This window comes from Curvibacter sp. PAE-UM (assembly GCF_001432305.1).
Classification (GTDB): domain Bacteria; phylum Pseudomonadota; class Gammaproteobacteria; order Burkholderiales; family Burkholderiaceae_C; genus Hylemonella.
This window is the reverse complement of the sequence record NZ_KQ483358.1, coordinates 3,379,272-3,405,159: the sequence shown is the minus strand read 5'-3', so window position 1 is coordinate 3,405,159 and position 25,888 is coordinate 3,379,272. Positions and strand designations below refer to the sequence as shown.

Genomic DNA, 25,888 nt, shown 5'->3' with positions numbered 1-25,888 from the left:
GGACCGCGTTTACTGCCGTGCCGTGCGTACGTTGGCTGGCAGGGCCTGCGGGTGGCTGGTGCGCCAGGGGTTGATGTCCAGGCCGCCGCGGCGCGTGTAGCGCGCATAGACCGTCAGTTTGGTCGGTTTGCAGCGCGTCCAGAGGTCCATGTAGATGCGCTCCACGCATTGCTCGTGGAATTCGTTGTGGTTGCGAAAACTCACCAGGTATTGCAGCAGGCCGGCCTGCTCGATCTGCGGGCCGCTGTAGGCGATCTGCACGCTGGCCCAGTCGGGCTGGCCTGTCACCAGGCAGTTGCTCTTGAGCAGGGAACTGGTCAGCACCTCGCTCACGGGCTGCTCGTCGAAGGCGGCTGTCAGCAGTTCGGGGGCTGGCGTGTAGTGCGTGCATTCGACGTCCAGCCGGTCCAGGCTCAGGCCGTCGAGTTCATGGATGGGCTGCTGGTCGAACAGTTCGGGCGCGATGATTTTCACGCCCACGGTGCCGGTCTTGTCGGAACCACGCCAGACCGCTTCGCTGATGTCGGCGCGGATACGCGTCTGCACCTCGGCCGCATCAGCGAACTTCGTGTTGTTGTAGCTGTTGAGGTAGAGCTTGAAGGACTTGCTCTCGACGATGTTGGGCGTCTCGCAGGGCACGGTGATCTGGGCGATGGCCACTTGCGGCTTGCCGCGTGCGTTGAGCCAGCTCAGCTCGTAAGCCGTCCACAGATCGGCACCCATGAAGGGCAGGGTGGCGCCCTCTTTGATGCCCAGGCCGATCTCCTGGCGTTTCGGCAGGCGCGGGATGGGGTAGAGCAGCGCGGCGTCGTACTGGTCCACATAGGGGGCCGCCTTGCCCAGCAGCGAGTCTTCAGGTTGGCTCATGTCAGTCCTGGATCTTGCGGCGGAACACCAGACGATCGGGTTCGGATGCGGCCGCTTCGTAAGCATAGCCTTCGAGATTGAATTTCTCCAGCTGCTTCGGTGTGGTCACGTGCCTGGTGGCCGCATAACGCGCCATGAGGCCGCGCGCGCGCTTGGCCAGGAAGCTGATGACCTTGTACTTGTCGCCCTTCCAGTCCTCGAACACGCACTCGATCACGCGGGCCTTCAGTGCTTTGGTGTCCACGGCCTTGAAGTATTCCTGCGAGGCCAGGTTCACCACCACGGGCGTCTTGTCGGCCTGCAGGCGTTCGTTCAGGTAATCCGCGATTTGCGTGTCCCAGAACTTGTAGAGGTTCTTGCCTTTCGGGTTGGGCAGCTGGGTGCCCATCTCCAGCCGGTAGGGCTGCATCCAGTCCAGCGGGCGCAGCACGCCGTACAGGCCGCTGAGGATGCACACGTGCTCCTGCGTCCAGGCCAGGTCCTGGGCCTTGAGCGTCTTCGCATCCAGCCCTTCGTAGACGTCGCCGTTGAAGGCCAGCACGGCCTGCTTGGCGTTCTTCGCCGTGAACTTCGGGCTCCAGGCCTGGTAACGCGCCACGTTCAGGCCGGCGAGCGCGTCGCTCAGGTCCATCAGTTCGGAAATCTGTTGCGGTGAGTAGCCGCGCAGGATCTTGATGAGTTCGGTCGATTGCTTGACGAACAGGGGCTGCGTGTGCGGCACGTCGCCAGCGGGTGTGTCGTAGTCCAGTGATTTCGCGGGAGATAATAAAAACAGCATGTTCTTGCGTATCCTGTATCAGGACAATTATCTAGTAGCCGTGGACAAGCCGCCGGGGCTGCTGGTCCACCGGACCGGGCTGGATGCTGGCGAGACGCAATTTGCCTTGCAACTGCTGCGCGATCAACTCGGCCGCCCGGTCTGGCCCGCCCACCGGCTGGACAAGGGCACCAGTGGCGTGCTGCTGTTCGCGCTGGATGCCGATACCGCCCGCCAGCTGGGCCAGGCCTTCGAGGCACCGGACCAGGTGCGCAAGACCTACCAGGCCGTGGTGCGCGGCTGGTCGCCCGAGTCAGGCCTGATCGATCACCCCCTCAAGCGCATGGAAGATGACGCCCGCGCAGGCCGGCAGGAAGTGCAGGACGCCCAGACGCGTTATCGCACGCTGGCGCGTTACGAGCTGCCGCTGCCGCAGGGTGGCTTCCCCACGACGCGCTGCGCGCTGGTGGAACTGCAGCCCCTGAGCGGCCGGCGCCACCAGCTGCGCCGTCATCTCAAGCACATCGCCCACCCCATCATCGGGGACGCCACCCATGGCAAGGGGCCTCTGAATCGCGCCCTGGCGGCGTTGCTGGGGGCGCAGCGTCTCTGGCTGCATGCCCTGCGCCTGGAGCTGATCCATCCGGTGCATGGCACGGCGCTGCCGATCGAGGCCCCGCTCGGGCCTGACTGGGCGCTCTGGCGTCGCCGCATTGATTTACGTCAAGACGGGCGGACAAGCGCCGACTAGACTGAATCAGCCGCCGCTGTGACGGCGTTGTCCCTGATCTGGAGATGCCATGAAACTCGTTGTCAATTTCTTCGTGATGCTCGGTCTGCTGGCCTGCCTGGGGGCCCAGGCGGCCGACCCGGTGACGGAAGCCATCAACCAGGCCTACGCCCCCTACCGTGCCGCCCTGTTCCGCACCAACAGCAAGGCGCAGGCCGAGTCCGAACAGGCGATGGCCCAGGCCCGGCAGGCCTGGCAATCGATCCTGGACAGGTTCGCTGCCAGGCCGCCCATCCCCTACGACAGGGATCCCGAATTCAGTGCTTCCCTGCAGGCCGTCGGCAAGGTCTACGAGAAGGCGGCCGGCGAGATCGGCCAGGGCAAGCTGGCGCAGGCGCACGAAACGCTGGAGCAGGCGCGGGACATCATGGCCGAGTTGCGCCGGCGCAATGGGGTCATCGTCTTCAGTGACCACATGAACGCCTACCATGCCGAGATGGAGCATGTGCTGCAGCAGGGGCCGGCGATGACCAGCAGTCCGCAGGCCATGCTGACGCTGGTCAAGCGGGTGGGCGTGCTGGAGTACCTGGCCAAGCAACTGCGCAGTGAGGCCCCGAAGGCCCTGCAGAACGACGCTGAATTTGGCGCCGCCCTGCAGGCGCTGGAGACCTCGGTGACCACGCTGCACCGGGCCGCCATGAACCAGGACGCGACCGCCGCGCGGGAGGCGCTGGACCGGCTCAAGGGTCCCTACAGCCGCATGTTCCTGAAATTCGGCTGAGCGCTCCAGGGGGCTGGCGCCGGCCCGGGCTCAGAGGGTGAGACCTCTCAGGCCAGGGCTCGCAGCGCGGCGACCGTTTCCGCCTCGGTGCGGTAGAGGCGATGCGCCGGATCGGCCGGCTTCCACCCGGCCTGCAGCAGGGTGCGTTCCACCGGCAGTTTCATGCCGCTGATGTGCAACAGCACCTCCTGCTGGCGCAGTTGCCCACTGAGCTTGAGCAGGGCATCCACGCCGGTGGCGTCAACGTGGCTGATGGGTTGGGCGAAGAGGCAGACATGACGGGTTTGCGGATGGGCGGCCAGGTACTCGACGATGGCGCGCTCGAACTCGGCCGCGGCGGCGAAGTCCAGCGCGGCATCCATGCGCAGGGCATAGGTGTCGGGCGCCAGCGGCGGCAGTTTCCAGACATGGCGATCGCGCAGGCTGCCGTCAGGATGCAGGCCCACTTCGATGATGCGCGGGTGCAGGCGCTGGTAGAGGAAATGACTCAGCGACATCAGCACGCCGGCCAGCACGCCCCAGTAGAGCCGGGGTGAGACCAGCAGGGTGATGAGGAAGGTGGTGCCGGCAATGATGGCCTCCACGCGGGCGATGCGCCACAGGCGCGTGAACTCGCGTGGCTTGATCAGGCCCAGCACCGCAGCCACCACGATGGCAGCCAGCACGGCCTGCGGTACATGGCGCAGGACCGGGATGAACAGCCACAGCGCCAGCAGCACGACCACGGCGGAAAACACCGTGGCCCAGCCGGTGCGGGCGCCGGCGTAGAGGTTGAGCGCCGAGCGCGAGAAGGAGGAGCTGGTCGGGAAGGCGCCGCTGAGGCCGGCCGCCAGTTTGCCCAGGCCCTGGCCGATCAGGTCCTGGTCCTGGTTCCAGCGCGTGCCGCGGCGCTCGTTGTCGACTTTGGCGCTGGAGGCCGTTTCCAGGAAACTCACCAGCGTGATGACCAGGGTGGGCAGCAGCAGATGGCCCAGCACGGCGGCATCGGGCAGGGCCGGCAACTGCAGGGCCGGCAGGCCCGCCGGCAGCATGCCGACCACCTGGCCGCCCGCAGCCTCGAAGTCCAGCCCATGGGACAGGCCGGCTGCGGCCAGCACGATCAGCAGCACCGAGGGAAAGGCGGGGCGCCAGCGGCGCGCCGCCAGCAGCAGCGCCAGCGTGCCCAGGCCGAAAGCCAGGGAGGGCAGGTGCCAGGCGTGGAGTGCGTCCGATCCCAGGCTGCGCCAGTCATGCAGGCCCAGCAGGTCAGGCAGCTGGGAGCCGATGATGAGCACGGATGCCGCCTGGGTGAAGGCCGTGAGCACCGGCGCATTGACCAGATTGAGCAGCCAGCCGAAGCGCATGAAACCCAGCACCAGCTGCAGCAGGCCGGTGAGCAGGGCCAGCCAGATGGCCAACTGGACCCATTCAGCCGAGCCGGGCTGGGCCAGCCCCGTGAGGCCGGCACTTACCAGCAGGCAGGTCAGGGCGGTCGGGCCGACCGAGAGCCGGGTCGAGGCGCTGAACAGCACCGCCAGCAGGGCCGGCAGGATGGAGGCATAGATGCCGGTGACCGGCGGCATGCCCGCCAGCACGGCATAGGCCACGCCCTGGGGGATCACCATCAGGCCCACGGCCAGACCGGCCAGGGCCTCGCTGCGCAGCAGCTCGGCCGTGGGGCGGGGCCAGTTCAGGAAAGGCAGGAGCGAGCGCAGGCGGGCTGTGACGAAGGGCATGGGGGTGGGGCAGTGGCAGACGAGCAGACAGTTTAGCCGCGCCCCAAAACACAAGGCCAGTGCATCGGCGCTGGCCCCGGTTCTGCTGCCCTGTGCAGGGCAGAGCGATTTACTTCAAGTCGCCGGCCAGCGAGGCCAGGGTCTCGGCGCTGACCGTCACGTGCGCCGGGTAGTTGGTGTGGTCGCAGCCCACCTTCACACCGGCGCCGGCCTTGATGGCCGCGCACATGGCGGGCGTGAGTTCGAAGCGCACGAAGTGCACGGCCGAGGTCTTCTCCTCGTTCTCGCGGTCCAGATCTTCGTCGGCAATCGCGTAGACGCGCGGGTAGCCTTCCACCTCGACGAACATGCGGTCTTCCACCCCGATCAGGCGGGCCAGCTCGCGCTTGCGCTCGTTGATGTCGGGGTACTCGATCATCATCGTGGCCTTCCAGTTCGTGCCGTCCGGCACCAGCGGGGCGTAGGCGTGGATCTCGTCCAGGATGCCTTCCTCCTCGAAGATCTTCTCGATGCGCAGCATCTCCTGGATCTGGTAGCGGATGGTCAGCTCCGATTCGAACTGCAGGTTGATGTGCTCGCCCAGCAGCACGCTGCGCAGCTTGCGGTGGGTGATGACCTCGCCCTTGTGCGCCTTGCGCCACTTGCTGTAGGCCTCCAGCGACATCAGGTTGTCGGGGGTGATCTTGCCGGTGAGTTGCATGTCCATCTCCATCTCCAATACTCTTACTTCAAGCCATAGGCCATGCGCACCAGAGACAGCGGGTGCTGCAGCTCGGGCGCGCCCAGGCCGTTGACCTCGAAGCCCTGTGCGATGTGGTGGCCGCCCAGCGGGCAGTCGGAACTGATGTAGTCGGGCTTGGTGCCGTCCTTCATGCTGGCCATGGCCTTGAACACGGGCTTGCCGATCTTCATGGCCTGCTGGTGGGTGGCCTTCTTCACACCGAAGGTGCCGGCGTGGCCCGAGCAGCGCTCGATCGTGTTGATCGTGGTGTCGGGGATCATCTTGAGCATCTCCTCGGTCTTCTTGCCGATGTTCTGCACGCGGCCGTGGCAGGGGATCTGGTAGCTCACATTGCCCAGCTTCTGCGGGAACTCGGTCTTGAGCAGGCCGTCGCGCTTGCGCGCCATCAGATACTCAAAGGGGTCCCACATGGCTTCCTTCACCGCCTGCACGGCTTTGTCCTCCGGGTACATCAGCGGGATTTCCTGCTTGAACATCAGGGTGCAGCTGGGCACGGCCGAGAGGATGGCGTAGCCCTCCTGCGCATATTTGTGAAGCACGGGGATGTTGGCTTCCTTGCTGCTGTTGACCGAGTCCAGGTCACCGAGCTCCAGCTTGGGCATGCCGCAGCATTTTTCCTTGCTCACCAGCACGTAGGGGATCTCGTTGTGGTCGAGGATCTTGAGCAGGTCGTGGCCGATGCCGGGTTCGTTGTAGTTGACGTAGCAGGTCGAGTAGATGGCCACCTTGCCCGGCGTCTTGTCGCCGTTCTTCACGGCATAGGGCTGGCTGTCGGCGGCGCCGGAGCGGAACTTCCGCGTCGCCAGCGAGGGCAGCCAGGCGTTCTTGTCGACGCCGGCCACGCTCTCCATCACGCTGCGCGCGGCCTGGGTGTGGGTCACGGCGTTGGCGATCTGCACGACGATGGGAATGCCGGCAAAGGAGCCATGCAGGTCGGTGGAGGCCAGCAGCTTCTCGCTGGTCTTGACCTCGCCCTTTTTGAACTTGATGGCCTTGGCGCGCAGCATGGTGTGCGGGAAGTCCAGGTTCCATTCGTGCGGCGGGGTGTACGGACACTTGGTCATGTAGCACAGGTCGCACATGTAGCACTGGTCCACCACCTTCCAGTAGTCCTGCTTGGCCACACCGTCGACCTCGCCGGTCGCGCTTTCATCGACCAGGTCGAACAGGGTGGGGAAGGAGCCGCACAGGCTGACGCAACGGCGGCAGCCGTGGCAGATGTCGAAGATGCGTTCCAGTTCCTTGAAGGTCGATTCTTCGTTGTAGAAGTCGGGGTTCTTCCAGTCCAGGGGGTGTCGGGTCGGGGCTTCCAGGTTGCCTTCGCGCGCCATGGTGTGTCCTCTTTGTTGTGTGGATTTAAGAAAGCGCTTTCGTGCGAAAGCTCTTTCGTAAACCGCTACGCCTCGCGGCGTAGCGGAAGAACAGCGGAATCAATCCACCAGTTCGTTCAGGGCCTTCTGATAGCGGTTCGCGTGCGAACGCTCGGCCTTGGCCAGGGTCTCGAACCAGTCGGCAACTTCGTCGAAACCTTCCGAGCGGGCGGTCTTGGCCATGCCCGGGTACATGTCGGTGTACTCATGGGTTTCGCCGGCGACAGCGGACTTCAGGTTGTCGCGGGTGGAGCCGATGGGCATGCCGGTGGCGGGGTCGCCGGACTGCTCCAGGAACTCCAGGTGGCCGTGGGCGTGACCGGTTTCGCCTTCAGCGGTGGAGCGGAACAGCGCTGCCACGTCGTTCTGGCCTTCCACGTCGGCCTTGTTTGCGAAGTACAGGTAACGGCGGTTGGCCTGTGATTCGCCGGCGAAGGCGTCCTTCAGGCACTGTTCCGTTTTGGAACCTTTCAGTGCGGGCATGGCTATCTCCTTGTTGGGTTGAAAAACACGGGAACGCTTTGAACAGGTCAAAGACGGAACCTAGGGTAGCCCTGCGACATGCCCGCGTCTAATTGGCAGTTTCAATATGGCGAATTACCCTTGCCTATTGAATGTCGCTATTGATATTCATTCGCAATAACTATCGGGCGCTCCGGCTTTATCACGATCGGCAGGAGTGGGGAGTTACGTTAAAGTAAACGGGTTACGTATAAGTAAATTGTCTGCCCGAGGAGCAAACATGAGCAACAGCCCCCGAGCGGCGACTGCCCTGCCGGCGCCGCCACCGATCCAGCAGCTGCACCACTACGCCTACCGCGCACGCGACGCGGAGGAGACGCGGCACTTCTACGAAGACATCCTGGGCCTGCCGCTGTACCACATCATCCAGAGCGATCACGTGCCCAGCACCGGCGAATACTGCCCCTACACGCACTTCTTCTTCCGCCTGCAGGACGGCTCCTTCATCGCCTTCTTCGACCTGGGCGACGACGTGGCGGCCGAGCCCAGCGCCAACACGCCGCGCTGGGTGAACCACATCGCCTTCCGGCTCGACTCCATCGAGCAGCTGGAGGCCATGAAGGTGCGGCTGCAGGCCAGCGGCGTCGAGGTGATCGGCGTGACCGACCACCACATCTTCAAGAGCATCTACTTCTTCGACCCCAACGGCATCCGGCTCGAACTCTCGGCCCAGGTGGCCGACGAGTTCCAGATGCTCAAGGAAAGCACCACGGCCCACGACCGCCTGAACGAGTGGACGGCGCGCAAGCAGGTCTGGCGCCAGGAACGTGCCAGCGGCAAGGTGGCCGCACCGCTCAAGCCGCAACAGAACGACCGGCCCGAAGTGGCCGCGCGCGCCGCGCAGAAAGGCCGTGCATGAAGGCCGCCTACCGCGACGTGGCCCACACGAACGGCTACGAGTTCACCCAGGGCAAGGGCTACGAACTGCCCGAGTACCCTTTTGTCGAACCGCCCGAAATCAAGAGCGGCGAAGTCAAACGTCACAAGATCGTCATCATCGGCGCCGGCATCACCGGGCTGACCCTGGCTTGCGGCCTCGCGAAGCTGGGGGTGGAGGCCGTGCTGCTGGACGAGGACAACACCGTGGGCGTCAAGGGCGCATCCTCGCGCGGCATCTGCTACACGCAGAAGTCGCTGGAGATCTTCCAGCGCCTGGGGGTGTACGAGCGCATCGCCGCCAAGGGCATCCAGTGGAGCGTGGGCCGCACCTTCGCCGGCCAGGACGAGGTCTACTCCTTCGACCTGCGGCAGAACAGCAGCTACAGCCTGTCGGCCCAGCCGCCCTTCATCAACATCCAGCAGTTCTACATCGAGGGCTACCTGGTCGAGCGCATCTACGGCCTGGGCCACGTGAACCTGCGCTGGAAATCGCGCGTGACGGGCTTCCAGCAGCACGCGGGCTACGCCACGCTGATCGTGGACACGCCGGCCGGCCCCTACGCGCTGGAGGCCGAGCACGTGATCGACGCCAGCGGCTCGCACACCCCCTTTCATGCCTGGACGGGGGCCACCATGACTTCGCGCCGCGGTGATGATCGCTGGTGCATCGCCGACGTGCGTTTCAAGCACCGTCCGCCGCAGGAGCGCCACACCTGGATCGAGGCGCCCTTCAACGGCAACCGCGCGGTCTGGCAGCACCTGATGGGCGACGAAGTCTGGCGCATCGACTACCAGATGGAGCCCAATGCCGACCCCGAGGTCGTGAGTCGCGAGGACGTGGTGCGCGAACGGTTGCGGCAGCAGTTCGGCCCGGACGTGGAAGCCGAGATCGTCTGGGTCGGCCCCTACGCCTACCGCAGCCAGTGCCTGGACCGCTTGCACATCGGCAGCGTGTTTTTCATGGGCGACACGGCCAAGATCGTCAGTCCCTTCGGCGCGCGCGGCGGCAATACCGGGGTGGCCGATGCCGACAACCTGGCCTGGAAGCTGGCGGCCGTGTTACGCGGCCAGGCGCCGGTGAGCCTGCTGGACAGTTACAACGATGAGCGGCACGAGGCCGCCGCGCAGAACGTCATGGTGACCAACCGCACGGCGCGTTTCCTGCGCCCGGCTGACGGCATGGAGCGCACCTTCCGCAGCGCGGCCATCAGCCTGGCGCGCCAGCACCCCTTTGCCCGTGCGCTCATCAACACGGGCCGCATGGCCGTGGCCAACAACTACACCCATTCCGGCATCTGCGACCGCAGCGGGGGCCTGTCGGTGCAGAACGTGAGCTTTCGCTGGGCCGATCACAGCGCCGGCTGCGTCAACGACCTGATCGAATGGGCCGGTGGCCAGCTGTTGGTGCTGGTCTTTGGTGACATGTCGGCGGCCGCGGCGCAGCGCCTGCGCCACCTGGGCAGCGCCGCACCCGTGCGCTGCGTGCAGGTGGTGGGGCCGGACACCCGGCCGCAGGCGCGCGAGTTCGTGATCGACCCGCAGGGCCATCTGCAGGGCGCCTGCCATGTCTTCGGCCATGCCTGGGCCTTGGTGCGGCCCGACGCCTACATCGCCGCCACGGGCGAGAGCGTGGACGCCGGCCTGATCCAGGCCATCGAGCGGGCCATCGGCATCCAGCCTTGAAAAAAGCGGAGGAACCATGAAAACCACCCCCCATTTCCAGGACGCCGACACCTTCTACGAGCAGTTGCTGGACGCCCACGCCGGCCTGAGCCAGGAACAATCGGAGCTGCTCAATGCGCGGCTGATCCTGCTGCTGGCCAACCAGATCGGCAGCAGGGATGTGCTGGCCGAGTGCATCCGGGCGGCCAAGGACCTGCCCCGGTAAAATCGGGGCAGTTCCCAGACCTCCCATGGAACGGCACCTTCGGGTGCCGTTCTTCATTTTTTGTCAGCACCATGACCGACACCGTCCAGCAACCCGGCCTCAACAGCCTGTCCAAGTCCTTCGAACCCGCCGCCCTGGAGGCGCACTGGGGCCCCGAATGGGAAAAACGCGGCTACGGCAACGCAGGTTTCCGCGGCACCGGCCAGGCCAAAGCCGGTGCGCCGTCCTTTGCCATCCAGCTGCCGCCCCCGAATGTGACGGGAACGCTGCACATGGGCCATGCCTTCAACCAGACCATCATGGACTCGCTCACGCGTTACCACCGCATGGCCGGCGCCAACACGGTCTGGGTGCCGGGCACGGACCACGCGGGCATCGCCACCCAGATCGTGGTGGAGCGCCAGCTGCAGGAGCAGAAGGTCAGCCGCCACGACCTGGGCCGCAAGAACTTCGTGGCCCGCGTCTGGGAGTGGAAGGAGCAGAGCGGCAACATCATCACCACGCAGATGCGTCGTATGGGCGACAGCGTGGACTGGAGCCGCGAGTACTTCACCATGGACGACAAGCTCTCCAAGGTGGTGACCGAGACTTTTGTGCGCCTGTACGAGCAGGGCCTCATCTACCGCGGCAAGCGGCTGGTCAACTGGGACCCGGTGCTGCAGTCCGCCGTGTCCGACCTGGAAGTGGAGAGCGAGGAGAAGGATGGCTCGCTCTGGCACATCGCCTACCCGCTGGCCGATGGCTCGGGCAGCCTGACCGTGGCCACCACCCGCCCCGAGACCATGCTCGGCGACGTGGCCGTGATGGTGCACCCCGAGGATGAACGTTACAAGCACCTGATCGGCAAGATGGTGACCCTGCCCCTGGTGGGCCGCCAGATCCCGGTGATCGCCGACGCCTATGTGGACAAGGAATTCGGCACGGGCGTGGTCAAGGTCACGCCGGCCCATGATCCCAACGACTACCAGGTGGGCCAGCGCCACAAGCTGGAGCTGATCTGTGTGCTGACGCTACAGGCCACCGTCAACGAGAACGCGCCCGAGAAATACCGCGGCCTGGACCGCTTCGTGGCACGCAAGGCCATCGTGAAGGATCTGGAAGCGCTGGGCCTGCTGGTTGAGACCAAGAAACACAAGCTCATGGTGCCCATCTGCACCCGCACGGGCCAGATCGTCGAGCCCATGTTGACGGACCAGTGGTTCGTGGCCATGAGCAAGGTCAGCGAGCAGGACCCGACGGGCAAGAGCATCGCGCAGAAGGCCATCGACGCGGTGGACAGCGGCGCGGTCAAATTCGTGCCCGAGAACTGGGTCAACACCTACAACCAGTGGATGAACAACATCCAGGACTGGTGCATCTCGCGCCAGCTCTGGTGGGGCCACCAGATCCCGGCCTGGTACGACGAGGCCGGCAATGTGATCGTGGCGCGCAACGAGGCGGAAGCGCAAGCCAAGGCGCCGGGCAAAAAACTCACACGTGACGAGGACGTGCTGGACACCTGGTATTCGTCCGCTCTCGTGCCCTTCAGCACCATGGGCTGGCCCGAGCAGACGGAAGATTTCGACCTCTACCTGCCCTCCAGCGTGCTGGTCACGGGTTACGACATCATCTTCTTCTGGGTCGCCCGCATGATCATGATGACGACCCACTTCACGGGCAAGGTGCCCTTCAAGCACGTCTACATCCATGGCCTGGTGCGCGACGCGCAGGGCCAGAAGATGAGCAAGAGCGAAGGCAATGTGCTGGACCCGGTGGACCTGATCGACGGCATCGCGCTCGCCCCCCTGCTGGACAAGCGCGTGGTCGGCCTGCGCAAACCCGAGACCGCGCCCCAGGTGCGCAAGAACACCGAGAAGGAGTTCCCCGCCGGCATTCCCGCTTTCGGCGCCGATGCGCTGCGTTTCACCTTCGCCTCGCTGGCCTCGCTGGGGCGCAACATCAACTTCGACAGCAAGCGCTGCGAGGGTTACCGAAACTTCTGCAACAAGCTCTGGAACGCCACGCGTTTTGTGCTGATGAACTGCGAGGGCCATGACTGCGGCCTGGAGGAGCACACGAAGGAGCAGTGCGTGCCCGGTGGTCCCTTCCACGGCTACCTGAGCTTCAGCGCTGCCGACCGCTGGATCGTCTCGCTGCTGCAGCAGGTCGAGGCCGACGTGGCCCAGGGTTTTGCCGATTACCGCCTGGACAACGTCGCCAACACCATCTACGACTTCGTCTGGAACGAGTTCTGCGACTGGTACCTGGAAATCGCCAAGGTGCAGATCAACACCGGCGACGCTGCGCAACAGCGCGGCACGCGTCGCACCCTGATCCGCACGCTGGAAACCATCCAGCGCCTGGCGCACCCGCTGATCCCCTTCATCACCGAAGAGCTGTGGCAGAAGGTGGCGCCCGTCGCCGGCCGGGCCGGTGCGTCCGTGAGCGTGGCCGCTTACCCCGTGAGCCAGCCCGAGCGTATCGACGCTGCGGCCATGGCCGAGGTGGCCCGCCTGCGCCAGTTCGTCGACGCCTGCCGCAACCTGCGTGGCGAGATGAATGTGTCGCCCTCCACGCGCCTGCCGCTGTACGCCGTGGCCAGCAGCGCCGGCGAGACGGCTTTCCTGGAACAGTGGGCGCCGGTGCTGCAAGCCCTGGCCAAGCTGAGCGAAGTCAAGGTCTTCAAGACCGAGGCCGAGTGGGCTGCTGCTGCGCAAGCTGCGCCGGTGGCCGTGGTGGGGGAAGCGCGCCTGTGCCTGCACATGGAAGTCGACGTAGCCGCGGAGAAGCTGCGCCTGGGCAAGGAAGCCACGCGGCTGGAAGGCGAGATCGCCAAGGCCAAGGGCAAGCTTTCCAACGAGGCTTTCGTGGCCAAGGCGCCGCCGGCCGTGATCGAACAGGAGAACAAGCGCATGGCCGACTTCACGGCCACACTGGCCAAGATACGGGACCAGCTGACCCGCTTGAACTGACATATTTCGCAGGGAGAATCGTGGCATGACGCAAAAAATCAAAACTGCCGTTTTCCCTGTGGCCGGCTTGGGCACGCGTTTCCTGCCGGCCACCAAGGCGGCGCCCAAGGAAATGCTGCCGGTCGTCGACAAGCCGCTGATCCAGTACGCGGTGGAAGAGGCCTACGCGGCCGGCATCCGCCACATGGTTTTCGTGACCGGGCGCAACAAGCGCGCCATCGAGGACCATTTCGACACCGCCTACGAGCTGGAAAACGAGCTGGCGCAGAGCGGCAAGCAGGCCCTGCTGGACCTGGTGCGCTCGGTGCAACCGGACGACATGCTGTGCTCCTACGTGCGCCAGCCGCGTGCCCTGGGCCTCGGCCATGCGGTGCTGTGTGCCGAGCACCTGACCGAAGGCGCGCCGTTTGCCGTGCTGCTGGCCGACGACCTGATGATGGGGCCGCCGGGTGGTCAGCATGTGCTGGCCCAGATGGCCGAGCAGTTTCACCGATTGAACAACTCCGTGATCGCCGTGCAGGAAGTGCCGCAGGAGCAGGTGCGCCGTTACGGCATCGTGGCGGGCCAGCCCGACGGCGAGCGCCTGCTGAAGATCAGCCACATGGTGGAGAAACCGGCGCCGGAGCAGGCGCCTTCACGCTTGGCCGTGGCCGGTCGTTACATCCTCACACCGGCAGTGTTCGAGCAGATCCGCCAGCAGCCGCGCGGTGCGGGCAGTGAGATCCAGCTGACCGACGGCATTGCCGGCTTGCTCAAGCATGAGGCCGTGCACGCCTACACCTATGCCGGCAGGCGCTACGACTGCGGCAGCAAGGAAGGTTTTCTGGAGGCCACGGTGGAGCTGGCCCTGGCGCACCCCGAGGTGGGGGCGAGTTTCCGCGCGTATCTGAAATCGCTCAAGGTCTGAGGCCCGAGCCAACACCGCCCAACGCGGCAATCAGGCCGCGCAGTAGATTGATTCGTAAGTTCTCAGCGGCGCTTGAGGACGTGGATGTAGTCCTTGCCCTCGGTGGTCTGTTCCAGCAGTTCGTTGCCGGTCTGCTTGGCGAAGGCCACAAAATCACGGACCGAACCGGCGTCGGTGGCGATCACCTTGATGGTCTGGCCGCTCGTCATCTCCGACAGGGCCTTCTTGGCCTTGAGGATGGGCAGGGGGCAGTTCAGGCCACGGGTGTCGAGTTCTCGGTCAGCGTTCATCACAAGTCCAGATTAGCGAGTAGCCCTGATTTTAAGCAATCCGGCCTTCAGGTGGCGGAATCGGACCTCTGTGGGGACTTCCAGCCCTCCATGAACTGCGGAGTATGCCCGCGCGAGCGCAGCCAGTCGGCCAGGGCGTAGCCGGTGCCGGCGGGCCAGCACTTGACCTTTTCAGGCGCGAACAACCGGTAGTCCACCAGCTCGGGCGAGAGCTTCACCTCACCTTCGCAGCGCGCGTGGTAGGCCACGATGAGCTGGTTCATGCGCTGGAAGTCGTAGACGCCGATCAGGTTCAGCTCCTGCGCCTGCAGATTCGTCTCTTCCTGGATTTCGCGCGTGATGCCTTCCTGCGGCGTCTCGCCGGCTTCCATGAAACCCGTGATCAGCGCGTACATCTTGCCTTCCCAGGCGGCATTGCGCGCCAGCAGGATCTGGCCCTGGTACTCCACCACGGCGGCCAGCACCGGGGTGGGGTTGTTCCAGTGGGTCCAGGCGCAGGCCGGGCAGCGCAGGCGCTCTTTCGGGCCACCGTCTTCCAGCAGGCTGATGTGCGCCAGCGCCGTGGCGCAGGCCGGGCAGTAGCGATAGGCCTCGTTCATGGGCCGGGCTCGTCAAGCGGGGAAGACGCCAGTCGACAGGTACCGATCGCCGCGGTCGCAGACGATGAAGGCGATGGTGGCGTTGGTCTCGCGCGCGGCGATCTGCTGCGCGACCCAGCAGGCCCCGGCGGCCGAGATGCCGGCAAAGATGCCTTCCTCGCGCGCCAGGCGGCGGCACATCTCTTCGGCGTCGCTCTGGCTCACGTAGACCAGCTCGTCCACAGCGCTGGCGTCGTAGATCTTGGGCAGGTACTCCTGCGGCCACTTGCGGATGCCGGGGATGCGCGAGCCTTCGCTGGGCTGGGCGCCGATGATCCGGATGGCGGGGTTCTTTTCCTTGAGGAAACGCGAGACGCCGGTGATGGTGCCCGTGGTGCCCATGGCGCTGACGAAATGCGTGATGCGCCCGCCGGTCTGCTCCCACAGCTCGGGGCCGGTGGTTTCGTAGTGGATGCGCGGGTTGTCGGCATTGGCAAACTGGTCCAGCACCCGGCCCTTGCCACCCTGTTCCATCTGCGTGGCCAGGTCACGCGCGTATTCCATGCCGCCGGACTTCGGCGTGAGGATCAGCTCGGCGCCGAAGGCCTTCATGGTCTGGGCGCGCTCGATGGACAGGTCCTCCGGCATGATGAGCACCATGCGGTAGCCCTTGATGGCCGCCGCCATCGCCAGGGCGATGCCCGTGTTCCCTGAAGTGGCTTCGATCAGCGTGTCGCCGGGTTTGATCTCACCGCGTTCCTCGGCGCGCTGGATCATGGACAGGGCGGGGCGGTCTTTCACCGAGCCGGCCGGGTTGTTGCCTTCGAGCTTGCCGAGGACGACGTTGCCTCGCGCCTGGTTTTCAACGGCGCCGATGCGCTGCAGGGCCACCAGCGGCGTCTTGCCGATGGCGTCTTCGATGGTGGGGTACTTCATGACCGCCACTGTGCCATAATTTCCGCCTTCCCTCTCCTTGCCCGGGTGGTGAAATTGGTAGACGCAGGGGACTCAAAACCCCCCGCCGCAAGGCGTGCCGGTTCGATTCCGGCCCCGGGCACCACCTCTTTGGAATATCGGCCTGGTTGGCACTCGCGAACCGGCACGCCCAAGGCGGTATGGTTGAAGCGCACTAGCGTGCGCGGGTTCGATTCCAGCCCCAGGCACCTTCTCTCCGAACACTTCATCTGCTCGCGAATCGGCACGCCCAGGGCGCTGTGAGTCGTTCTCAGTCGAACATATCGGGCTGCTGTTCGACCAGCTGGCCCCAGATGGTCTGGAAGTGCAGCCAGCCCAGGTACTCGCTGCCCACGTGCTCGCGGCTGTAGCGCGCAGTCTCGGGCGACAGGTGGATGGGCTTGGCGCCGCTGGCTTCCACCACCAGCTGCTGCTTGCAGCAGCGCTCCAGGGCGATGAACCAGAAGGCGGCGGCTTCGATGCTGTGGCGGCTGACGGTGAACAGACCGTGGTTCTGGTGGATGATGGCCTTGCCTTTGCCCAGCGCGCTGGCCACCCGGTGTCCGGCTTTCACCTCCACCACCACCTGGCCGGCTTCCTCGTTGACCACGTCGTGGTCCTCGAAAAAGGCCGCGGTGTCCTGGGTGATGGGATCGAGTCGCTTGCCCAGCGAAGCGAACGCCGTGCCGTAGACCGTGTGCGCATGGCACATGGCCAGGATGTCGGGGTGCATTTCGTGGACCGCCGCATGCAACACAAAGCCTGCGCGGTTGATGGCATGCCGCCCCTCCAGCACACGGCCGGAATGATCGGCCAGCACGAGGTTGGACACCTTGACCTGCGAGAAATGCACGCACATGGGGTTGGTCCAGTAAAGCTCGGGATGTTCCGGATCGCGGATGGTCAGATGCCCGGCCGAGCCGTAGTCGAATTTCTGCAGTGCAAAAGCGCGGCAGGCCGCGACCAGGCGCTCCTTGCGGTGCTGGCGCTCGTCGGCGACATTGTCGAAGACAGGGATCTCGGGATAGATCAGGCCCTCCTGTTCCGGCTGGTAGATCGAGACGCGTTCCTGCTTGTGCTGCGGGCTGGCGGGCTTGACTTTCATGTCCATGACGAAGCTCTCAAGATGTTGGGGAGACCCGCATGTTCCCGGATGCCCCCCGGGTTTGACAAGTGATGCTTGTTCATGAAACCATGAACAAAATTCATTCATCTGGATATTGCATTAATGAGAAAAATGCCGAACTTCGTGCTGCTGCGCGCTTTCGAAGCCGCGGCCCGTCTGGAGAGCTTCACCCAGGCGGCCGAAGAGCTGCATCTGACCCAGTCGGCCATCAGCCACCAGATCCGGGAACTGGAGGAGCATTTCGGCCGGCCGCTCTTCCTGCGCCGCAACCGCCGGGTCGAACCCACACCCGAGGGCCGGCGCCTGCTCGAAACCCTGTCGCGCGTCTTCGATGCGATGGAGGTGGCCTGCAAGGAGGTTCGCCTGTCGCCCAAGGCACAGGTGCTGGCCTTGCACTGCTCTCCGAGCTTCGCCGTGAACTGGCTGGGCCCCCGCCTGCCCCTGTTCATGAAATCGCATCCGGACATCACCATCCGCATGACATCGAGTTCCGATCCCATCGACCTGGCGCGCATGAACGAGCTGGATGTTGCGATCTCCTATGGCGCGCCGCCCCGGCGCGCCGAGGTCACCGTGCTGCCCCTGGGCAAGGAGCGGATCGTCCCGCTGTGTTCACCGGCGCTGCTGAAGAAGGGTGTTTCCCCCGCCCGGCGTATCACCCAGCTGCCGCTGATCGATTCCCCCCTGAGCAAGGCGACCTGGGCCGATTGGTTCCGCCTGAACCGGCTGGAGATGCCGGAGCATCCCCGCTCTTCATTCGACCGTGCCGCGCTGGTGATCTCCGCGGCCGTGGACCAGATGGGTGTGGCGCTGGAGAGCACGCGGTTGGCCGAGCGGGCGCTCAAGCGCGGTGAGTTGATGGAACTCGGCAAGCGCGAGTTCAAGGCCATCGAGCAGGAGACGCATTTCGTCTACTTCCGCTCCGGCGAGGAGAGCCTGCCCAAGATCGCGCTGTTTCGCGACTGGCTGTTCCAGCAGATTTCCTAGGGTCCCTGGCGCAATCCGCCCGTCACCTGCGGGTAGCGCAGTACGACACGCAGCTCGCGCTTCAGGCGCGTGTTGTCCATGCGCCGCGATTCGCTCATGAAGCTCAGCAGCATCGGTGACAGCTGCTCTTTGGCTTCCTGACGCGAGATGCGGCGCGGCTGGGGCAGGCCATACAGCCTGGCTGCCAGATCGAAGTAGTCGCCCATCTTCAGCTGTGTGTCGTCGCTCGCGTGATAGACCCGTTGTGCCGCGCCGCGCCACAGGGCGGCCACGCAGGCGCGTGCCAGGTCGTCGGCGTGGATGTGGTTGGTGTAGACGTCGTCCTCGGCGCGCAGCACCGGCGTGCCGCGTTGCAGCCGTTCGCGCGGGGTGCCGCCCTCGCGGTCGGGCGCATAGATGCCCGGGATGCGCAGGATGCTGGTCCGCATGCCGCTGCTGCGGCCGTGGAAGCGCACCAGCCTCTCGGCCGCCACGCGCCGCTGGGCGCGTGGCGTGCCAGCGCGCAGGGGGCGGGTTTCCGCGACCCACTCGCCGGCGCAGTCGCCGTAGACACCGCTGGTCGATCCGTAGACGAGGGCGGCAGGTGGCGTGCGCCGTCGCAAGGCGCTCAGCAGGGCGTGGGTGCGCGGGTCCCCCTTGCCCTCGCCCGGCGGCGGCGCCAGGTGCAGCACTCTCGTAGCCAGGCCAGCCAGGCGGTGCAGCGTGGCCCTGTCATCCAGGTTGCCCAACAGCGGCGTGATGCCGCGTGCGCGCAGCTCAGCGCGTCGTCCCGGTGTCGAGGTGAGCGCCAGCACCCGCACGCGGGCGGGCAAGGCGGCAGCGGCGCGTTGGCCCACGTCGCCGCAGCCGATGATCAGCACGCGCTGGCGCCTGAAGCGCATGGGCAGCGCGCCCAGGGGGCTTGTTAACACTGGCAAAATTCCTGTCTTTGCGTCGAAAAACTGTCCAAGGATAACGAAAAGATGTCGACCCACCAGGTTACCGTGCAGCCCAGTGGCCGCAGTTTCGAGGTTCTCCCCGGCGAAGCCATGCTGGCCGCCGGCATCCGCGCCGGCATTGGCCTGCCCTATGGCTGCAAGGACGGCGCCTGCGGCTCCTGCAAATGCAGGAAGATTTCCGGCACCGTGGTGCATGGCCCGCACCAGAGCAAGGCCCTGAGCGAGGCTGAGGAAGCCGCCGGTTACGTTCTGACCTGCTGTGGCCTGCCGCAGAGCGACGTGGTGCTGGAATCGCGCCAGGTGACGGAGGCCGGTGCCTTCCCGATCCGCAAGATGCCGGTGCGCGTGAACGAGATGCAAAAGGTCTCGCCCGATGTCATGCGCGTAGTGCTGCAGTTGCCTGCCAATGACAGCTTCCAGTTCCATGCCGGCCAGTACATCGAGTTCCTGCTGCGTGACGGCGCGCGGCGCAGCTATTCCATGGCCAATGCGCCGCACAGCCGCGCGGGCCAGCCCACGGCCACGCCGCCGGTGGGCGCGACGATGGAACTGCACATCCGCCACATGCCTGGCGGCAAGTTCACCGACCACGTGTTCGGTGCCATGAAGGAAAAGGAGATCCTGCGCATCGAAGGCCCCTACGGCAGCTTCTACCTGCGCGAGGACAGCGACAAGCCTCTGGTGCTGCTGGCTTCGGGCACGGGTTTCGCGCCCGTCAAGGCCTTGATCGAGCAGATGCAGCACAAAGGTATCACCCGTCCGGCCACGCTCTACTGGGGCGGGCGCCGCCCGGCCGATCTCTACATGCACGGCTGGATGTTGCAGAAGACGCAGGAGATGCCAAACCTGCGTTACGTGCCAGTGGTGTCCGATGCCCTGCCCGAAGACCACTGGGCCGGCCGCACGGGTTTCGTGCACCAGGCCGTGCTGCAGGATTTCCCCGATCTGTCGGGCCACCAGGTCTACGCCTGCGGCGCGCCCATCGTGGTGGACTCGGCCCGACGTGACTACGTGGCCCAGGCCGGGCTGCCCGAGGAGGAGTTCTACGCCGACGCCTTCACCAGCGAGGCGGACAAACATGGCGCGTAAGCGCCATGTTTGCGGCGCAGGCTAACTTGGCGTAGCCAAGTTAAGGCGCGTTAGCGCCGGCCGTAGCCACAAGCCCTTCCTCTTGCGGCCCAGGCTAACTTCGCGCAGCGAAGTTAAGGTGCGCAGCACCGTGTCGTAGCCACAACTCTCGGGTTTGAATGGCGCGTAGCGCCGGTAGTCATAGAGTGGCCGCCTGAGTTTCAGAACCGCACCAAGGCAAAAGGCCCGCCGTCTTCCAACGGCGGGCCTTTTTTGTTGAACGGTGTCAGTGGCGCTTGCCCTGGTGGCGCTCGGTGTTGCCGCGATCCGCATGCTGGCGGTCCTTGCGGCCGTCGTGGTTCATGTCACGCTGGCGGTCGTGCTTCTCGCGGCCGATGTCTTGGCTGGCGCGGTCCTGCATATTGCCCAGGTGGGCACGTTCCTTGGCGGTGACCTTGCCATCGGCCTTGGCCTTGTCTTCGGCGCGGTCGATGCGGCCCTGCTGGTTTTCCAGACGATGGGCTTCGCGCTGCGTCAGCTGGCCCGAGTGCACGCCCTGCTGGATGCGGCGCTCCTGGTTCGCCTCGCGCTGGTCCACACGCGGCGTGGCCGTGGGGTTGGGTGCGCTACCCATATTGGCGGACTGGGCGTAGGCGCCACTGGCGGCCAGGGCCAGGATACCGAGCAACATCTTGGTTTTCATGCGGAACTCCTTGTGGGTTGAAGCATGGAAGAAAAAACTTCCATGAACCTGCAACGCGGTCGACCGCGCGGTCGGCTGACGTTCTTTCTGCAAAGTCTTGTAAATGTGACGGATGACAGGGGCGCCGAATTTTGCACAATGCAGGCATGAAACGACGCGCCCTTCCTCTCCTCGTCCTGGCCGCGCTGGCGCTGGCTGGCGTCCCGGCCCTGTCCCAGACCAGGCCCATCCGCCTGATCGTGCCCTATGCGGCCGGTGGTCCCATCGACATCACAGCGCGTGCGCTCGCCGAGCGTGTCAAGGACAGCCTTGGCACCGTCATCATCGAGAACCGCGCAGGTGCCGGCGGCAATATCGGTGCCGACGCCGTGGCCAAGGCCGCGCCCGACGGCCTGACCATCGGCATTGCCGCCACGGCCACGCACGCCGTCAACCCCTGGCTCTATAGCAGGATGCCCTACAGGGCCGATGCAGACTTCGCGCCCATCACGCAGATGCTGCGCGTGCCCAATGTGCTGGTCATCAACGCCGAGACCGCCCAGCGCCTGAACATTCATACCTTGCAGGACCTGATCGCCTATGCCCGGGCCAACCCCGGCAGGCTCAACTACGGCAGCGGTGGCAACGGCAGCGCCGGCCACCTGGCGGGCGAGCTTTTCAAGTCGCAGGCGGGCATCTTTGCCGTGCACATTCCCTACAACGGGGGCAACCCGGCACAGCTGGCCCTGCTCAGCGGCCAGGTGGATTTCAACTTCGACAACCTGGCCACGGCTTCCGCCAACATCCGCGCCGGCAAGCTCAAGGCCCTGGCGGTCACCACGCTGAAACGTGCACCCGCCTTGCCGCAGGTACCGGCCGTGGCCGAGACGCTGCCAGGCTTTGCGGTGGATACCTGGTGGGGGCTGGTGGCGCCGGCGGGCACGCCCAAAGAGGTGCTGGCCCGCCTGAACCAGGCCTTCGTGGCTGCGCTCCAGGCACCCGAGACGCAGACCCGCTTTGCCGCGCTGATGGCCGAACCCGTGCCGACCACACCCGAGGAATTCGGTGCTTTCATGAAAGCTGAACTCGCCAAGTACGAGAAGGTCGTCAAGGCCTCCGGTGCGAAGGTGGATTGAAGACCTCGCTGGCTAGAGCCGGTTCGAGACCTCGATCAGGTTGAGGTCCGGGTCGCGGAAGTAGACCGAGAGGATGGGGCCTTGCGCGCCGGTGCGCTGCACCGGGCCTTCGGTGATGGTCACGCCAGCGGCCGCCAGGTGCGCCTGCACCTGGGCCAGCGGTACGGACGTCAGGAAGCACAGGTCGGCCGAACCCGGCGTGGGCCGCTGGGCCTTGGGCTCGAACTCGCGGCCGGCCTGGTGCAGGTTGATCTTCTGCGCGCCAAAGGCCAGGGCCTTGCGGCCGGCACCGAAGGTCACCACCTCCATGTCCAGCACGCGCTGGTAGAAGGTGCAGGTGGCCGCCACGTCGGCCACCGTCAGCACCAGGTGGTCGAGGCTGTCGATGCGCATCAGCTCAGAGTTCGAGCGCGTCGGCGATGGCTTTGATTCCGGCCTTGGCGCAAGCCTCGTCGGCTTCGCCGCCGGGGCCGCCCGAGATGCCGATGGCGCCCACCAGTGTGCCGCCGGCTTCAATGGGGAGGCCGCCACCGGCCGCGACGACACGCGGTACCTGGCGGATGCCGCTCATGGACTTGCCGGCTTGCGTGTCCTTGCCGAACTCGAGCGTGGAGGTCTTGAAGCTGGCCGCCGTCCAGGCCTTGTCGGTGGCGACCGTGACCGTGTGCGCACCGGCAAAGCGGTCGCGCAGCAGCACCTGCAGCAGGCCCGTGCGGTCGGTCACGGCCACGGCGATCTGGTAGCCCTGCTTGCGGCAGGACTCCAGGGCCGCCTGGGCTGCTTTGAGGGCAGCCTCGGGTGTCAGTGATTTGGTCTGGAATACGGCCTCCTGGGCCGTGGCGTGGCCCGCGAGAAGCACGGCCACCAGGGGGAGGAACCTGAGTTTCATGATGCAGCCTTTCAGATCAAACACAGAGCCTGCCATCGTAGCCTGACAGCGGCGGCCGGTCCAGCGGCGCACGCACTGGAGATCGCCAGCCAAGGCTTCAGGGCCGCTGCAGGTCCTCGGCGAGCTTGCGTGCCTGTGCCGCACCGGCCGGGTCGCCCTGGGCGATGCGCGCATCGGCAATGAGGTGCCAGTTCAGGGCTTGCAGCGTGCGCTCCCGGACCGCCAGGCTGTTCGATTTCTGGGCCAGGGACACGGCCTGCGCATACTGGCCCTGGGTCAGGCGCAGTCGTGCCAGCTCATGCCACAGCCAGGCGTTGCGCGGTTCGATGCGCAGGGCGCGCTCCAGCGAAGCGCCGGCGGACTCACGCCGGCCGCTGCCGGCCTCCTGGCGTGCGCGTTCCAGCAGGGCGACCACGGCGCGGTTGCTGGAGACCGGTGGCGGTGGCGCCACCGTTTCGCTGCCGGCCTCGGCCGGCAGGGGTGTGGCGGTGTCGGACGGCTGAGCCACCGCGGACGGGACAGCGGACGGGGGTGCACTGCCCGCTGTCGCCTGTTCCTGCGGCCTGCCCGGCTCCGTCGGCGGCGAGGTCGGGGTGCCTGGCGGCGACACGCTGGCACAGCCGGTCAGCCAGACGACGATGGACCCGGCCAGGGCCAGGCGCAGAAGAGGCAGGAAGCTGAGGTGACGCATGAGGTGATCGGGGTCTGGAGTCTGGATGCTCTGCTAGGGGCTCATGGTGTTGAGTGCGGGCACGTCCGGGCAGGCCGTCTCGGGCGGCAGCGAGCTTTTGATGAAGGGCACGGACACGGCGCCCTTGCATTCTTCCTTGTAACGCTGGCCGCTGGCCGGGTCGATGAAGGCGAATTCGATGTCTTCCGGCACCTCGGGTGACAAGGGCTCGGGCTGGAGGTTCTTCATCATCTCGCCCCAGATGGTCATGGCGCCCGTGGCACCTGTGAGGCCGGTGGACTTGGCGTCGTCGCGGCCGACCCAGACCACCGCCACCATGTCGCCGGTGTAGCCGGCGAACCAGTTGTCGCGCAGGTCATCGGTGGTGCCGGTCTTGCCGGCCACGCGGACTTCGGGTGCGACCCAGTTGCTCAGGCCCTGGGCCGTGCCATCGCGTACCGCGCCCTGCAGGGCCGTGGTCAGCAGATAGACCGGGGCCGGGCTGGCCACAGCTTCGACGCTCAGCGGGTAGCGTTGCAGCGGCCTGCCGTCGGCCGTGACGATCTCGCGGATGGCGCGCAGGGGGGTGCGAAAGCCTCCGTCGGCCAGGGTCTGGTAGACCTGTGCCACTTCGATGGGCGAGAGCTCGAACGCGCCCAGCAGGCTGGACGGATAGGGCGACGGCCGCCCAACGCCAAAGCGCGGCAGCTTGTCCAGGATGCGTTCCACACCCAGGTCGATGCCCAGGCGCGCCGTGGAGACGTTCAGCGAGCGGGCGAGTGCCGTGCCCAGCGGGACCTGGCCGTTGAACTTGCGGTCGTAGTTCATCGGCTTCCAGTCCGGTGCGCCGCGCTGGCGCCAGACCAGCGGCGAGTCGTCCAGCGGCGTGAGCAGCGTGTACTTTGATGGTTGCTCCAGCGCCGTCAGGAACACGAGGGGCTTGGCCAGGGAGCCGATCTGCCGCTTGGCGTCGATGGCGCGGTTGTAGCCCGCATAGCGCGCCTGGCGCCCGCCCACCAGCGCCAGTACCTCGCCTTGCTGCGTACTGCTGACGACCACCGAGCCTTCCAGGGAGTTGACCGGGATCTTGCGCGTGGTCTCCAGCTGGGTCAGGCGCTGCGCCAGGGCCTGCTCGGCCTCGCGCTGCACGCGCGGGTCCAGCGTGGTGAAGATGCGCAGGCCTTCGCTGCGCAGGTCTTCCTCGCGGTAGTCGCGCTGCAGCTGACGCTGCACGTACTGCAGGAAGGCCGGATAGGGCGAGGTGCCCGTGGGCGCGCGGCGGATCACGCCCAGGGGTTTGTCGCGCGCCGGCACGAACTGGGCCTGCGTGATGACACCGAGTTTCACCATCTCCTGCAGCACCACGTTGCGCCGCTGCAGTGCCTGCTCGGGCTTGTTGCGCGGATCGTAGACGCCCGGCCCCTTGATCATGCCGACCAGCAGGGCGATCTCCTGCAGTTCCAGCCGCTCCAGCGGCCGGTCGAAATAGAAGTGGCTGGCCAGCCCCACGCCGTGGATCGCGCGGCTGGCGTCCTGCCCCAGGTAGACCTCGTTGAGATAGGTCTCGAGGATCTCGTCCTTGCTGTAGTGCATTTCCAGCAGCAGGGACATGAGCACTTCCGTGCCCTTGCGCGTGAGCGTGCGTTCCGAGCTGAGGAAGAAATTCTTGACGAGCTGCTGGGTCAGCGTGCTGCCGCCTTCCACGCGCTGGCCGCTGAGCGTGCGGTACAGCGCGCGCGCGATGCCGCGCGGATCGATGCCCCAATGCGTCTGGAACTTGCGGTCCTCGACGGCCATCAGCGTGTCGACCAGCACGCGCGGCACCTGGTCCAGCCGCAGCAGCGCGCGGTCTTCGTTGTGCCCGGGGTAGATGCCGCCGATCAGGGGCGGCTCGATGCGCAGCAGCGGCATCTCCTTGTCCCCGGTGCCGCGCTCCTGCAGCTGGGCGACCTTGCCCTCGGCAAACACCGCGCGCAGGCGCTGGCTGGGCTGGGGGCCGTCCCAGAACACGAAGTCACGGGTCGTGAACTCCACGCCATCGAGGACGTGGCGATAGGTGGCCGCTTCCTGCGGCTCGGGGTTCTCGCGGTAGCCGAGCGCGCGCAGTTCCTCCACCAGTCGCGCGGGTGTGAGCTTGAGTCCGGGGTACACCTCCAGCGCGCGGCCGTAGACGCGCGCCGGCAGCGCGAACTTGCGGCCCTCGAAGGCCTCGCGGATGGTGATGTCCAGGTACAGGGTGAAACCCGCCAGGACCAGCAGCAGCGACCAGGCGATGAGCCGCAAGGCCAGCCCCGGTTTTTTCCAGGGCAGGCGGGGCAAGGCACGCAGACGATTCAGGAACGGTGACAGCCTATGCATGGGGAGGTCCGTGAGGGGCGGGGCAGCGGCGTGCGCGCCCACAGGGTGAACTCCGTCGATTGTAGGGGCCGGGGCGGGCGGCCCGCGGGCCTGTACGGCTTGT

26 protein-coding genes and 1 tRNA gene are annotated in these 25,888 nt (G+C 66.0%); 11 read left to right on the top strand and 16 right to left on the bottom strand.

Going from position 1 to position 25,888, the window contains the following annotated elements; all coding sequences use genetic code 11:
- Positions 1-9: 9 nt before the first annotated feature.
- Positions 10-867, bottom strand: coding sequence for an NADPH-dependent 7-cyano-7-deazaguanine reductase QueF (queF, locus tag AO057_RS16285; protein ID WP_057676934.1), 858 nt, complete (start codon positions 865-867; stop codon positions 10-12).
- A 1-nt stretch (position 868) separates the two neighbouring features.
- Complete coding sequence (yaaA, locus tag AO057_RS16280; protein ID WP_057676933.1) at positions 869-1,645, bottom strand: peroxide stress protein YaaA; 777 nt, start codon at positions 1,643-1,645, stop codon at positions 869-871.
- Here yaaA and AO057_RS16275 point away from each other — a divergent pair.
- Positions 1,644-2,375 (top strand): pseudouridine synthase, encoded by a 732-nt coding sequence (locus AO057_RS16275; protein ID WP_057676932.1) that lies wholly within the window; start codon positions 1,644-1,646, stop codon positions 2,373-2,375. The two genes, yaaA and AO057_RS16275, sit on opposite strands and share 2 nt — an antisense overlap.
- A 49-nt stretch (positions 2,376-2,424) precedes the next feature.
- Positions 2,425-3,135, top strand: coding sequence for a hypothetical protein (locus AO057_RS16270; protein WP_057676931.1), 711 nt, complete (start codon positions 2,425-2,427; stop codon positions 3,133-3,135).
- Positions 3,136-3,182: 47 nt separating this feature from the next.
- Here AO057_RS16270 and AO057_RS16265 read toward each other — a convergent pair whose 3' ends face one another.
- The 4 genes from AO057_RS16265 to AO057_RS16250 form a co-directional block, all read right to left on the bottom strand.
- Complete coding sequence (locus tag AO057_RS16265) at positions 3,183-4,850, bottom strand: SulP family inorganic anion transporter (RefSeq protein WP_057676930.1); 1,668 nt, start codon at positions 4,848-4,850, stop codon at positions 3,183-3,185.
- A 109-nt stretch (positions 4,851-4,959) separates the two neighbouring features.
- Complete coding sequence (locus AO057_RS16260; RefSeq protein ID WP_057677346.1) at positions 4,960-5,550, bottom strand: DUF3501 family protein; 591 nt, start codon at positions 5,548-5,550, stop codon at positions 4,960-4,962.
- Between the two features lie 23 nt (positions 5,551-5,573).
- Positions 5,574-6,923 carry a (Fe-S)-binding protein gene (locus AO057_RS16255; RefSeq protein WP_057676929.1) on the bottom strand — a complete coding sequence of 450 codons (1,350 nt, stop codon included), beginning with the start codon at positions 6,921-6,923 and terminating at the stop codon, positions 5,574-5,576.
- Between the two features lie 99 nt (positions 6,924-7,022).
- Entirely contained in the window at positions 7,023-7,445 is a 423-nt protein-coding gene (locus tag AO057_RS16250) for a rubrerythrin family protein (protein ID WP_057676928.1), read from the bottom strand.
- A 259-nt stretch (positions 7,446-7,704) separates the two neighbouring features.
- On the opposite strand from AO057_RS16250, the gene AO057_RS16245 reads away from it, so the two are divergent.
- The 5 genes from AO057_RS16245 to galU all read left to right on the top strand — a co-directional run bounded on the left by AO057_RS16245 (position 7,705) and on the right by galU (position 14,109).
- Positions 7,705-8,343, top strand: coding sequence for a VOC family protein (locus tag AO057_RS16245; protein ID WP_057676927.1), 639 nt, complete (start codon positions 7,705-7,707; stop codon positions 8,341-8,343).
- Positions 8,340-10,046 (top strand): FAD-dependent oxidoreductase, encoded by a 1,707-nt coding sequence (locus tag AO057_RS16240; protein WP_057676926.1) that lies wholly within the window; start codon positions 8,340-8,342, stop codon positions 10,044-10,046. The genes AO057_RS16245 and AO057_RS16240 overlap by 4 nt, the downstream gene beginning before the upstream one ends.
- Positions 10,047-10,062: 16 nt before the next feature.
- Positions 10,063-10,251 (top strand): DUF2783 domain-containing protein, encoded by a 189-nt coding sequence (locus AO057_RS16235; protein WP_057676925.1) that lies wholly within the window; start codon positions 10,063-10,065, stop codon positions 10,249-10,251.
- Between the two features lie 71 nt (positions 10,252-10,322).
- Positions 10,323-13,202 carry a valine--tRNA ligase gene (locus AO057_RS16230; RefSeq protein WP_057676924.1) on the top strand — a complete coding sequence of 960 codons (2,880 nt, stop codon included), beginning with the start codon at positions 10,323-10,325 and terminating at the stop codon, positions 13,200-13,202.
- 25 nt (positions 13,203-13,227) lie between these two features.
- Entirely contained in the window at positions 13,228-14,109 is an 882-nt protein-coding gene (gene galU / locus AO057_RS16225; protein WP_057676923.1) for a UTP--glucose-1-phosphate uridylyltransferase GalU, read from the top strand.
- Between the two features lie 62 nt (positions 14,110-14,171).
- On the opposite strand, the gene AO057_RS16220 is transcribed toward galU, so the two are convergent.
- The 3 genes from AO057_RS16220 to cysM are packed head-to-tail and all read right to left on the bottom strand — an operon-like array spanning position 14,172 to position 15,913.
- Complete coding sequence (locus AO057_RS16220; protein ID WP_057676922.1) at positions 14,172-14,399, bottom strand: sulfurtransferase TusA family protein; 228 nt, start codon at positions 14,397-14,399, stop codon at positions 14,172-14,174.
- Positions 14,400-14,446: 47 nt separating this feature from the next.
- Positions 14,447-14,998 carry an NUDIX domain-containing protein gene (locus AO057_RS16215; RefSeq protein ID WP_057676921.1) on the bottom strand — a complete coding sequence of 184 codons (552 nt, stop codon included), beginning with the start codon at positions 14,996-14,998 and terminating at the stop codon, positions 14,447-14,449.
- 12 nt (positions 14,999-15,010) lie between these two features.
- On the bottom strand, positions 15,011-15,913 hold the full coding sequence (cysM, locus tag AO057_RS16210; RefSeq protein ID WP_057676920.1) for a cysteine synthase CysM: 903 nt from the start codon (positions 15,911-15,913) through the stop codon (positions 15,011-15,013).
- A gap of 39 nt (positions 15,914-15,952) precedes the next feature.
- On the opposite strand from cysM, the gene AO057_RS16205 reads away from it, so the two are divergent.
- A tRNA-Leu gene (locus tag AO057_RS16205) sits at positions 15,953-16,037 on the top strand.
- Positions 16,038-16,202: 165 nt separating this feature from the next.
- On the opposite strand, the gene AO057_RS16200 is transcribed toward AO057_RS16205, so the two are convergent.
- Positions 16,203-17,042 carry a class II aldolase/adducin family protein gene (locus AO057_RS16200; protein WP_057676919.1) on the bottom strand — a complete coding sequence of 280 codons (840 nt, stop codon included), beginning with the start codon at positions 17,040-17,042 and terminating at the stop codon, positions 16,203-16,205.
- Positions 17,043-17,159: 117 nt separating this feature from the next.
- On the opposite strand from AO057_RS16200, the gene AO057_RS16195 reads away from it, so the two are divergent.
- Positions 17,160-18,044, top strand: a complete 885-nt coding sequence (locus AO057_RS16195) for a LysR substrate-binding domain-containing protein (RefSeq protein WP_057676918.1) — start codon at positions 17,160-17,162, stop codon at positions 18,042-18,044.
- On the opposite strand, the gene AO057_RS16190 is transcribed toward AO057_RS16195, so the two are convergent.
- Positions 18,041-18,961 carry an SDR family oxidoreductase gene (locus AO057_RS16190; protein WP_057676917.1) on the bottom strand — a complete coding sequence of 307 codons (921 nt, stop codon included), beginning with the start codon at positions 18,959-18,961 and terminating at the stop codon, positions 18,041-18,043. The genes AO057_RS16195 and AO057_RS16190 overlap by 4 nt on opposite strands.
- Before the next feature lie 45 nt (positions 18,962-19,006).
- On the opposite strand from AO057_RS16190, the gene AO057_RS16185 reads away from it, so the two are divergent.
- Positions 19,007-20,071, top strand: coding sequence for a CDP-6-deoxy-delta-3,4-glucoseen reductase (locus AO057_RS16185; protein WP_057676916.1), 1,065 nt, complete (start codon positions 19,007-19,009; stop codon positions 20,069-20,071).
- Positions 20,072-20,336: 265 nt separating this feature from the next.
- Here AO057_RS16185 and AO057_RS16180 read toward each other — a convergent pair whose 3' ends face one another.
- Positions 20,337-20,753 carry a hypothetical protein gene (locus AO057_RS16180; RefSeq protein WP_057676915.1) on the bottom strand — a complete coding sequence of 139 codons (417 nt, stop codon included), beginning with the start codon at positions 20,751-20,753 and terminating at the stop codon, positions 20,337-20,339.
- Positions 20,754-20,899: 146 nt separating this feature from the next.
- Here AO057_RS16180 and AO057_RS16175 point away from each other — a divergent pair, with 146 nt between their 5' ends.
- On the top strand, positions 20,900-21,868 hold the full coding sequence (locus AO057_RS16175; protein ID WP_057676914.1) for a Bug family tripartite tricarboxylate transporter substrate binding protein: 969 nt from the start codon (positions 20,900-20,902) through the stop codon (positions 21,866-21,868).
- 12 nt (positions 21,869-21,880) lie between these two features.
- Here AO057_RS16175 and AO057_RS16170 read toward each other — a convergent pair whose 3' ends face one another.
- The 4 genes from AO057_RS16170 to mrcB form a co-directional block, all read right to left on the bottom strand.
- Positions 21,881-22,261 (bottom strand): VOC family protein, encoded by a 381-nt coding sequence (locus tag AO057_RS16170; protein WP_057676913.1) that lies wholly within the window; start codon positions 22,259-22,261, stop codon positions 21,881-21,883.
- A 4-nt stretch (positions 22,262-22,265) separates the two neighbouring features.
- Complete coding sequence (locus AO057_RS16165) at positions 22,266-22,757, bottom strand: GlcG/HbpS family heme-binding protein (RefSeq protein ID WP_057676912.1); 492 nt, start codon at positions 22,755-22,757, stop codon at positions 22,266-22,268.
- Positions 22,758-22,854: 97 nt separating this feature from the next.
- Entirely contained in the window at positions 22,855-23,448 is a 594-nt protein-coding gene (locus tag AO057_RS18125) for a tetratricopeptide repeat protein (protein ID WP_057676911.1), read from the bottom strand.
- A 33-nt stretch (positions 23,449-23,481) separates the two neighbouring features.
- Positions 23,482-25,785: a penicillin-binding protein 1B gene (gene mrcB / locus AO057_RS16155; RefSeq protein WP_057677345.1), complete on the bottom strand. Its 2,304-nt coding sequence runs from the start codon at positions 25,783-25,785 to the stop codon at positions 23,482-23,484.
- Between the last annotated feature and the right edge of the window lie 103 nt (positions 25,786-25,888).

Coding starts and splice junctions, on each gene's coding strand:
- queF (WP_057676934.1), bottom strand. CDS start 867: ATGAGCCAACCTGAAGACTCGCTGCTGGGCAAGGCGGCCCCCTATGTG.
- AO057_RS16275 (WP_057676932.1), top strand. CDS start 1,644: ATGTTCTTGCGTATCCTGTATCAGGACAATTATCTAGTAGCCGTGGAC.
- yaaA (WP_057676933.1), bottom strand. CDS start 1,645: ATGCTGTTTTTATTATCTCCCGCGAAATCACTGGACTACGACACACCC.
- AO057_RS16270 (WP_057676931.1), top strand. CDS start 2,425: ATGAAACTCGTTGTCAATTTCTTCGTGATGCTCGGTCTGCTGGCCTGC.
- AO057_RS16265 (WP_057676930.1), bottom strand. CDS start 4,850: ATGCCCTTCGTCACAGCCCGCCTGCGCTCGCTCCTGCCTTTCCTGAAC.
- AO057_RS16260 (WP_057677346.1), bottom strand. CDS start 5,550: ATGCAACTCACCGGCAAGATCACCCCCGACAACCTGATGTCGCTGGAG.
- AO057_RS16255 (WP_057676929.1), bottom strand. CDS start 6,923: ATGGCGCGCGAAGGCAACCTGGAAGCCCCGACCCGACACCCCCTGGAC.
- AO057_RS16250 (WP_057676928.1), bottom strand. CDS start 7,445: ATGCCCGCACTGAAAGGTTCCAAAACGGAACAGTGCCTGAAGGACGCC.
- AO057_RS16245 (WP_057676927.1), top strand. CDS start 7,705: ATGAGCAACAGCCCCCGAGCGGCGACTGCCCTGCCGGCGCCGCCACCG.
- AO057_RS16240 (WP_057676926.1), top strand. CDS start 8,340: ATGAAGGCCGCCTACCGCGACGTGGCCCACACGAACGGCTACGAGTTC.
- AO057_RS16235 (WP_057676925.1), top strand. CDS start 10,063: ATGAAAACCACCCCCCATTTCCAGGACGCCGACACCTTCTACGAGCAG.
- AO057_RS16230 (WP_057676924.1), top strand. CDS start 10,323: ATGACCGACACCGTCCAGCAACCCGGCCTCAACAGCCTGTCCAAGTCC.
- galU (WP_057676923.1), top strand. CDS start 13,228: ATGACGCAAAAAATCAAAACTGCCGTTTTCCCTGTGGCCGGCTTGGGC.
- AO057_RS16220 (WP_057676922.1), bottom strand. CDS start 14,399: ATGAACGCTGACCGAGAACTCGACACCCGTGGCCTGAACTGCCCCCTG.
- AO057_RS16215 (WP_057676921.1), bottom strand. CDS start 14,998: ATGAACGAGGCCTATCGCTACTGCCCGGCCTGCGCCACGGCGCTGGCG.
- cysM (WP_057676920.1), bottom strand. CDS start 15,913: ATGAAGTACCCCACCATCGAAGACGCCATCGGCAAGACGCCGCTGGTG.
- AO057_RS16200 (WP_057676919.1), bottom strand. CDS start 17,042: ATGGACATGAAAGTCAAGCCCGCCAGCCCGCAGCACAAGCAGGAACGC.
- AO057_RS16195 (WP_057676918.1), top strand. CDS start 17,160: ATGAGAAAAATGCCGAACTTCGTGCTGCTGCGCGCTTTCGAAGCCGCG.
- AO057_RS16185 (WP_057676916.1), top strand. CDS start 19,007: ATGTCGACCCACCAGGTTACCGTGCAGCCCAGTGGCCGCAGTTTCGAG.
- AO057_RS16180 (WP_057676915.1), bottom strand. CDS start 20,753: ATGAAAACCAAGATGTTGCTCGGTATCCTGGCCCTGGCCGCCAGTGGC.
- AO057_RS16175 (WP_057676914.1), top strand. CDS start 20,900: ATGAAACGACGCGCCCTTCCTCTCCTCGTCCTGGCCGCGCTGGCGCTG.
- AO057_RS16170 (WP_057676913.1), bottom strand. CDS start 22,261: ATGCGCATCGACAGCCTCGACCACCTGGTGCTGACGGTGGCCGACGTG.
- AO057_RS16165 (WP_057676912.1), bottom strand. CDS start 22,757: ATGAAACTCAGGTTCCTCCCCCTGGTGGCCGTGCTTCTCGCGGGCCAC.
- AO057_RS18125 (WP_057676911.1), bottom strand. CDS start 23,448: ATGCGTCACCTCAGCTTCCTGCCTCTTCTGCGCCTGGCCCTGGCCGGG.
- mrcB (WP_057677345.1), bottom strand. CDS start 25,785: ATGCATAGGCTGTCACCGTTCCTGAATCGTCTGCGTGCCTTGCCCCGC.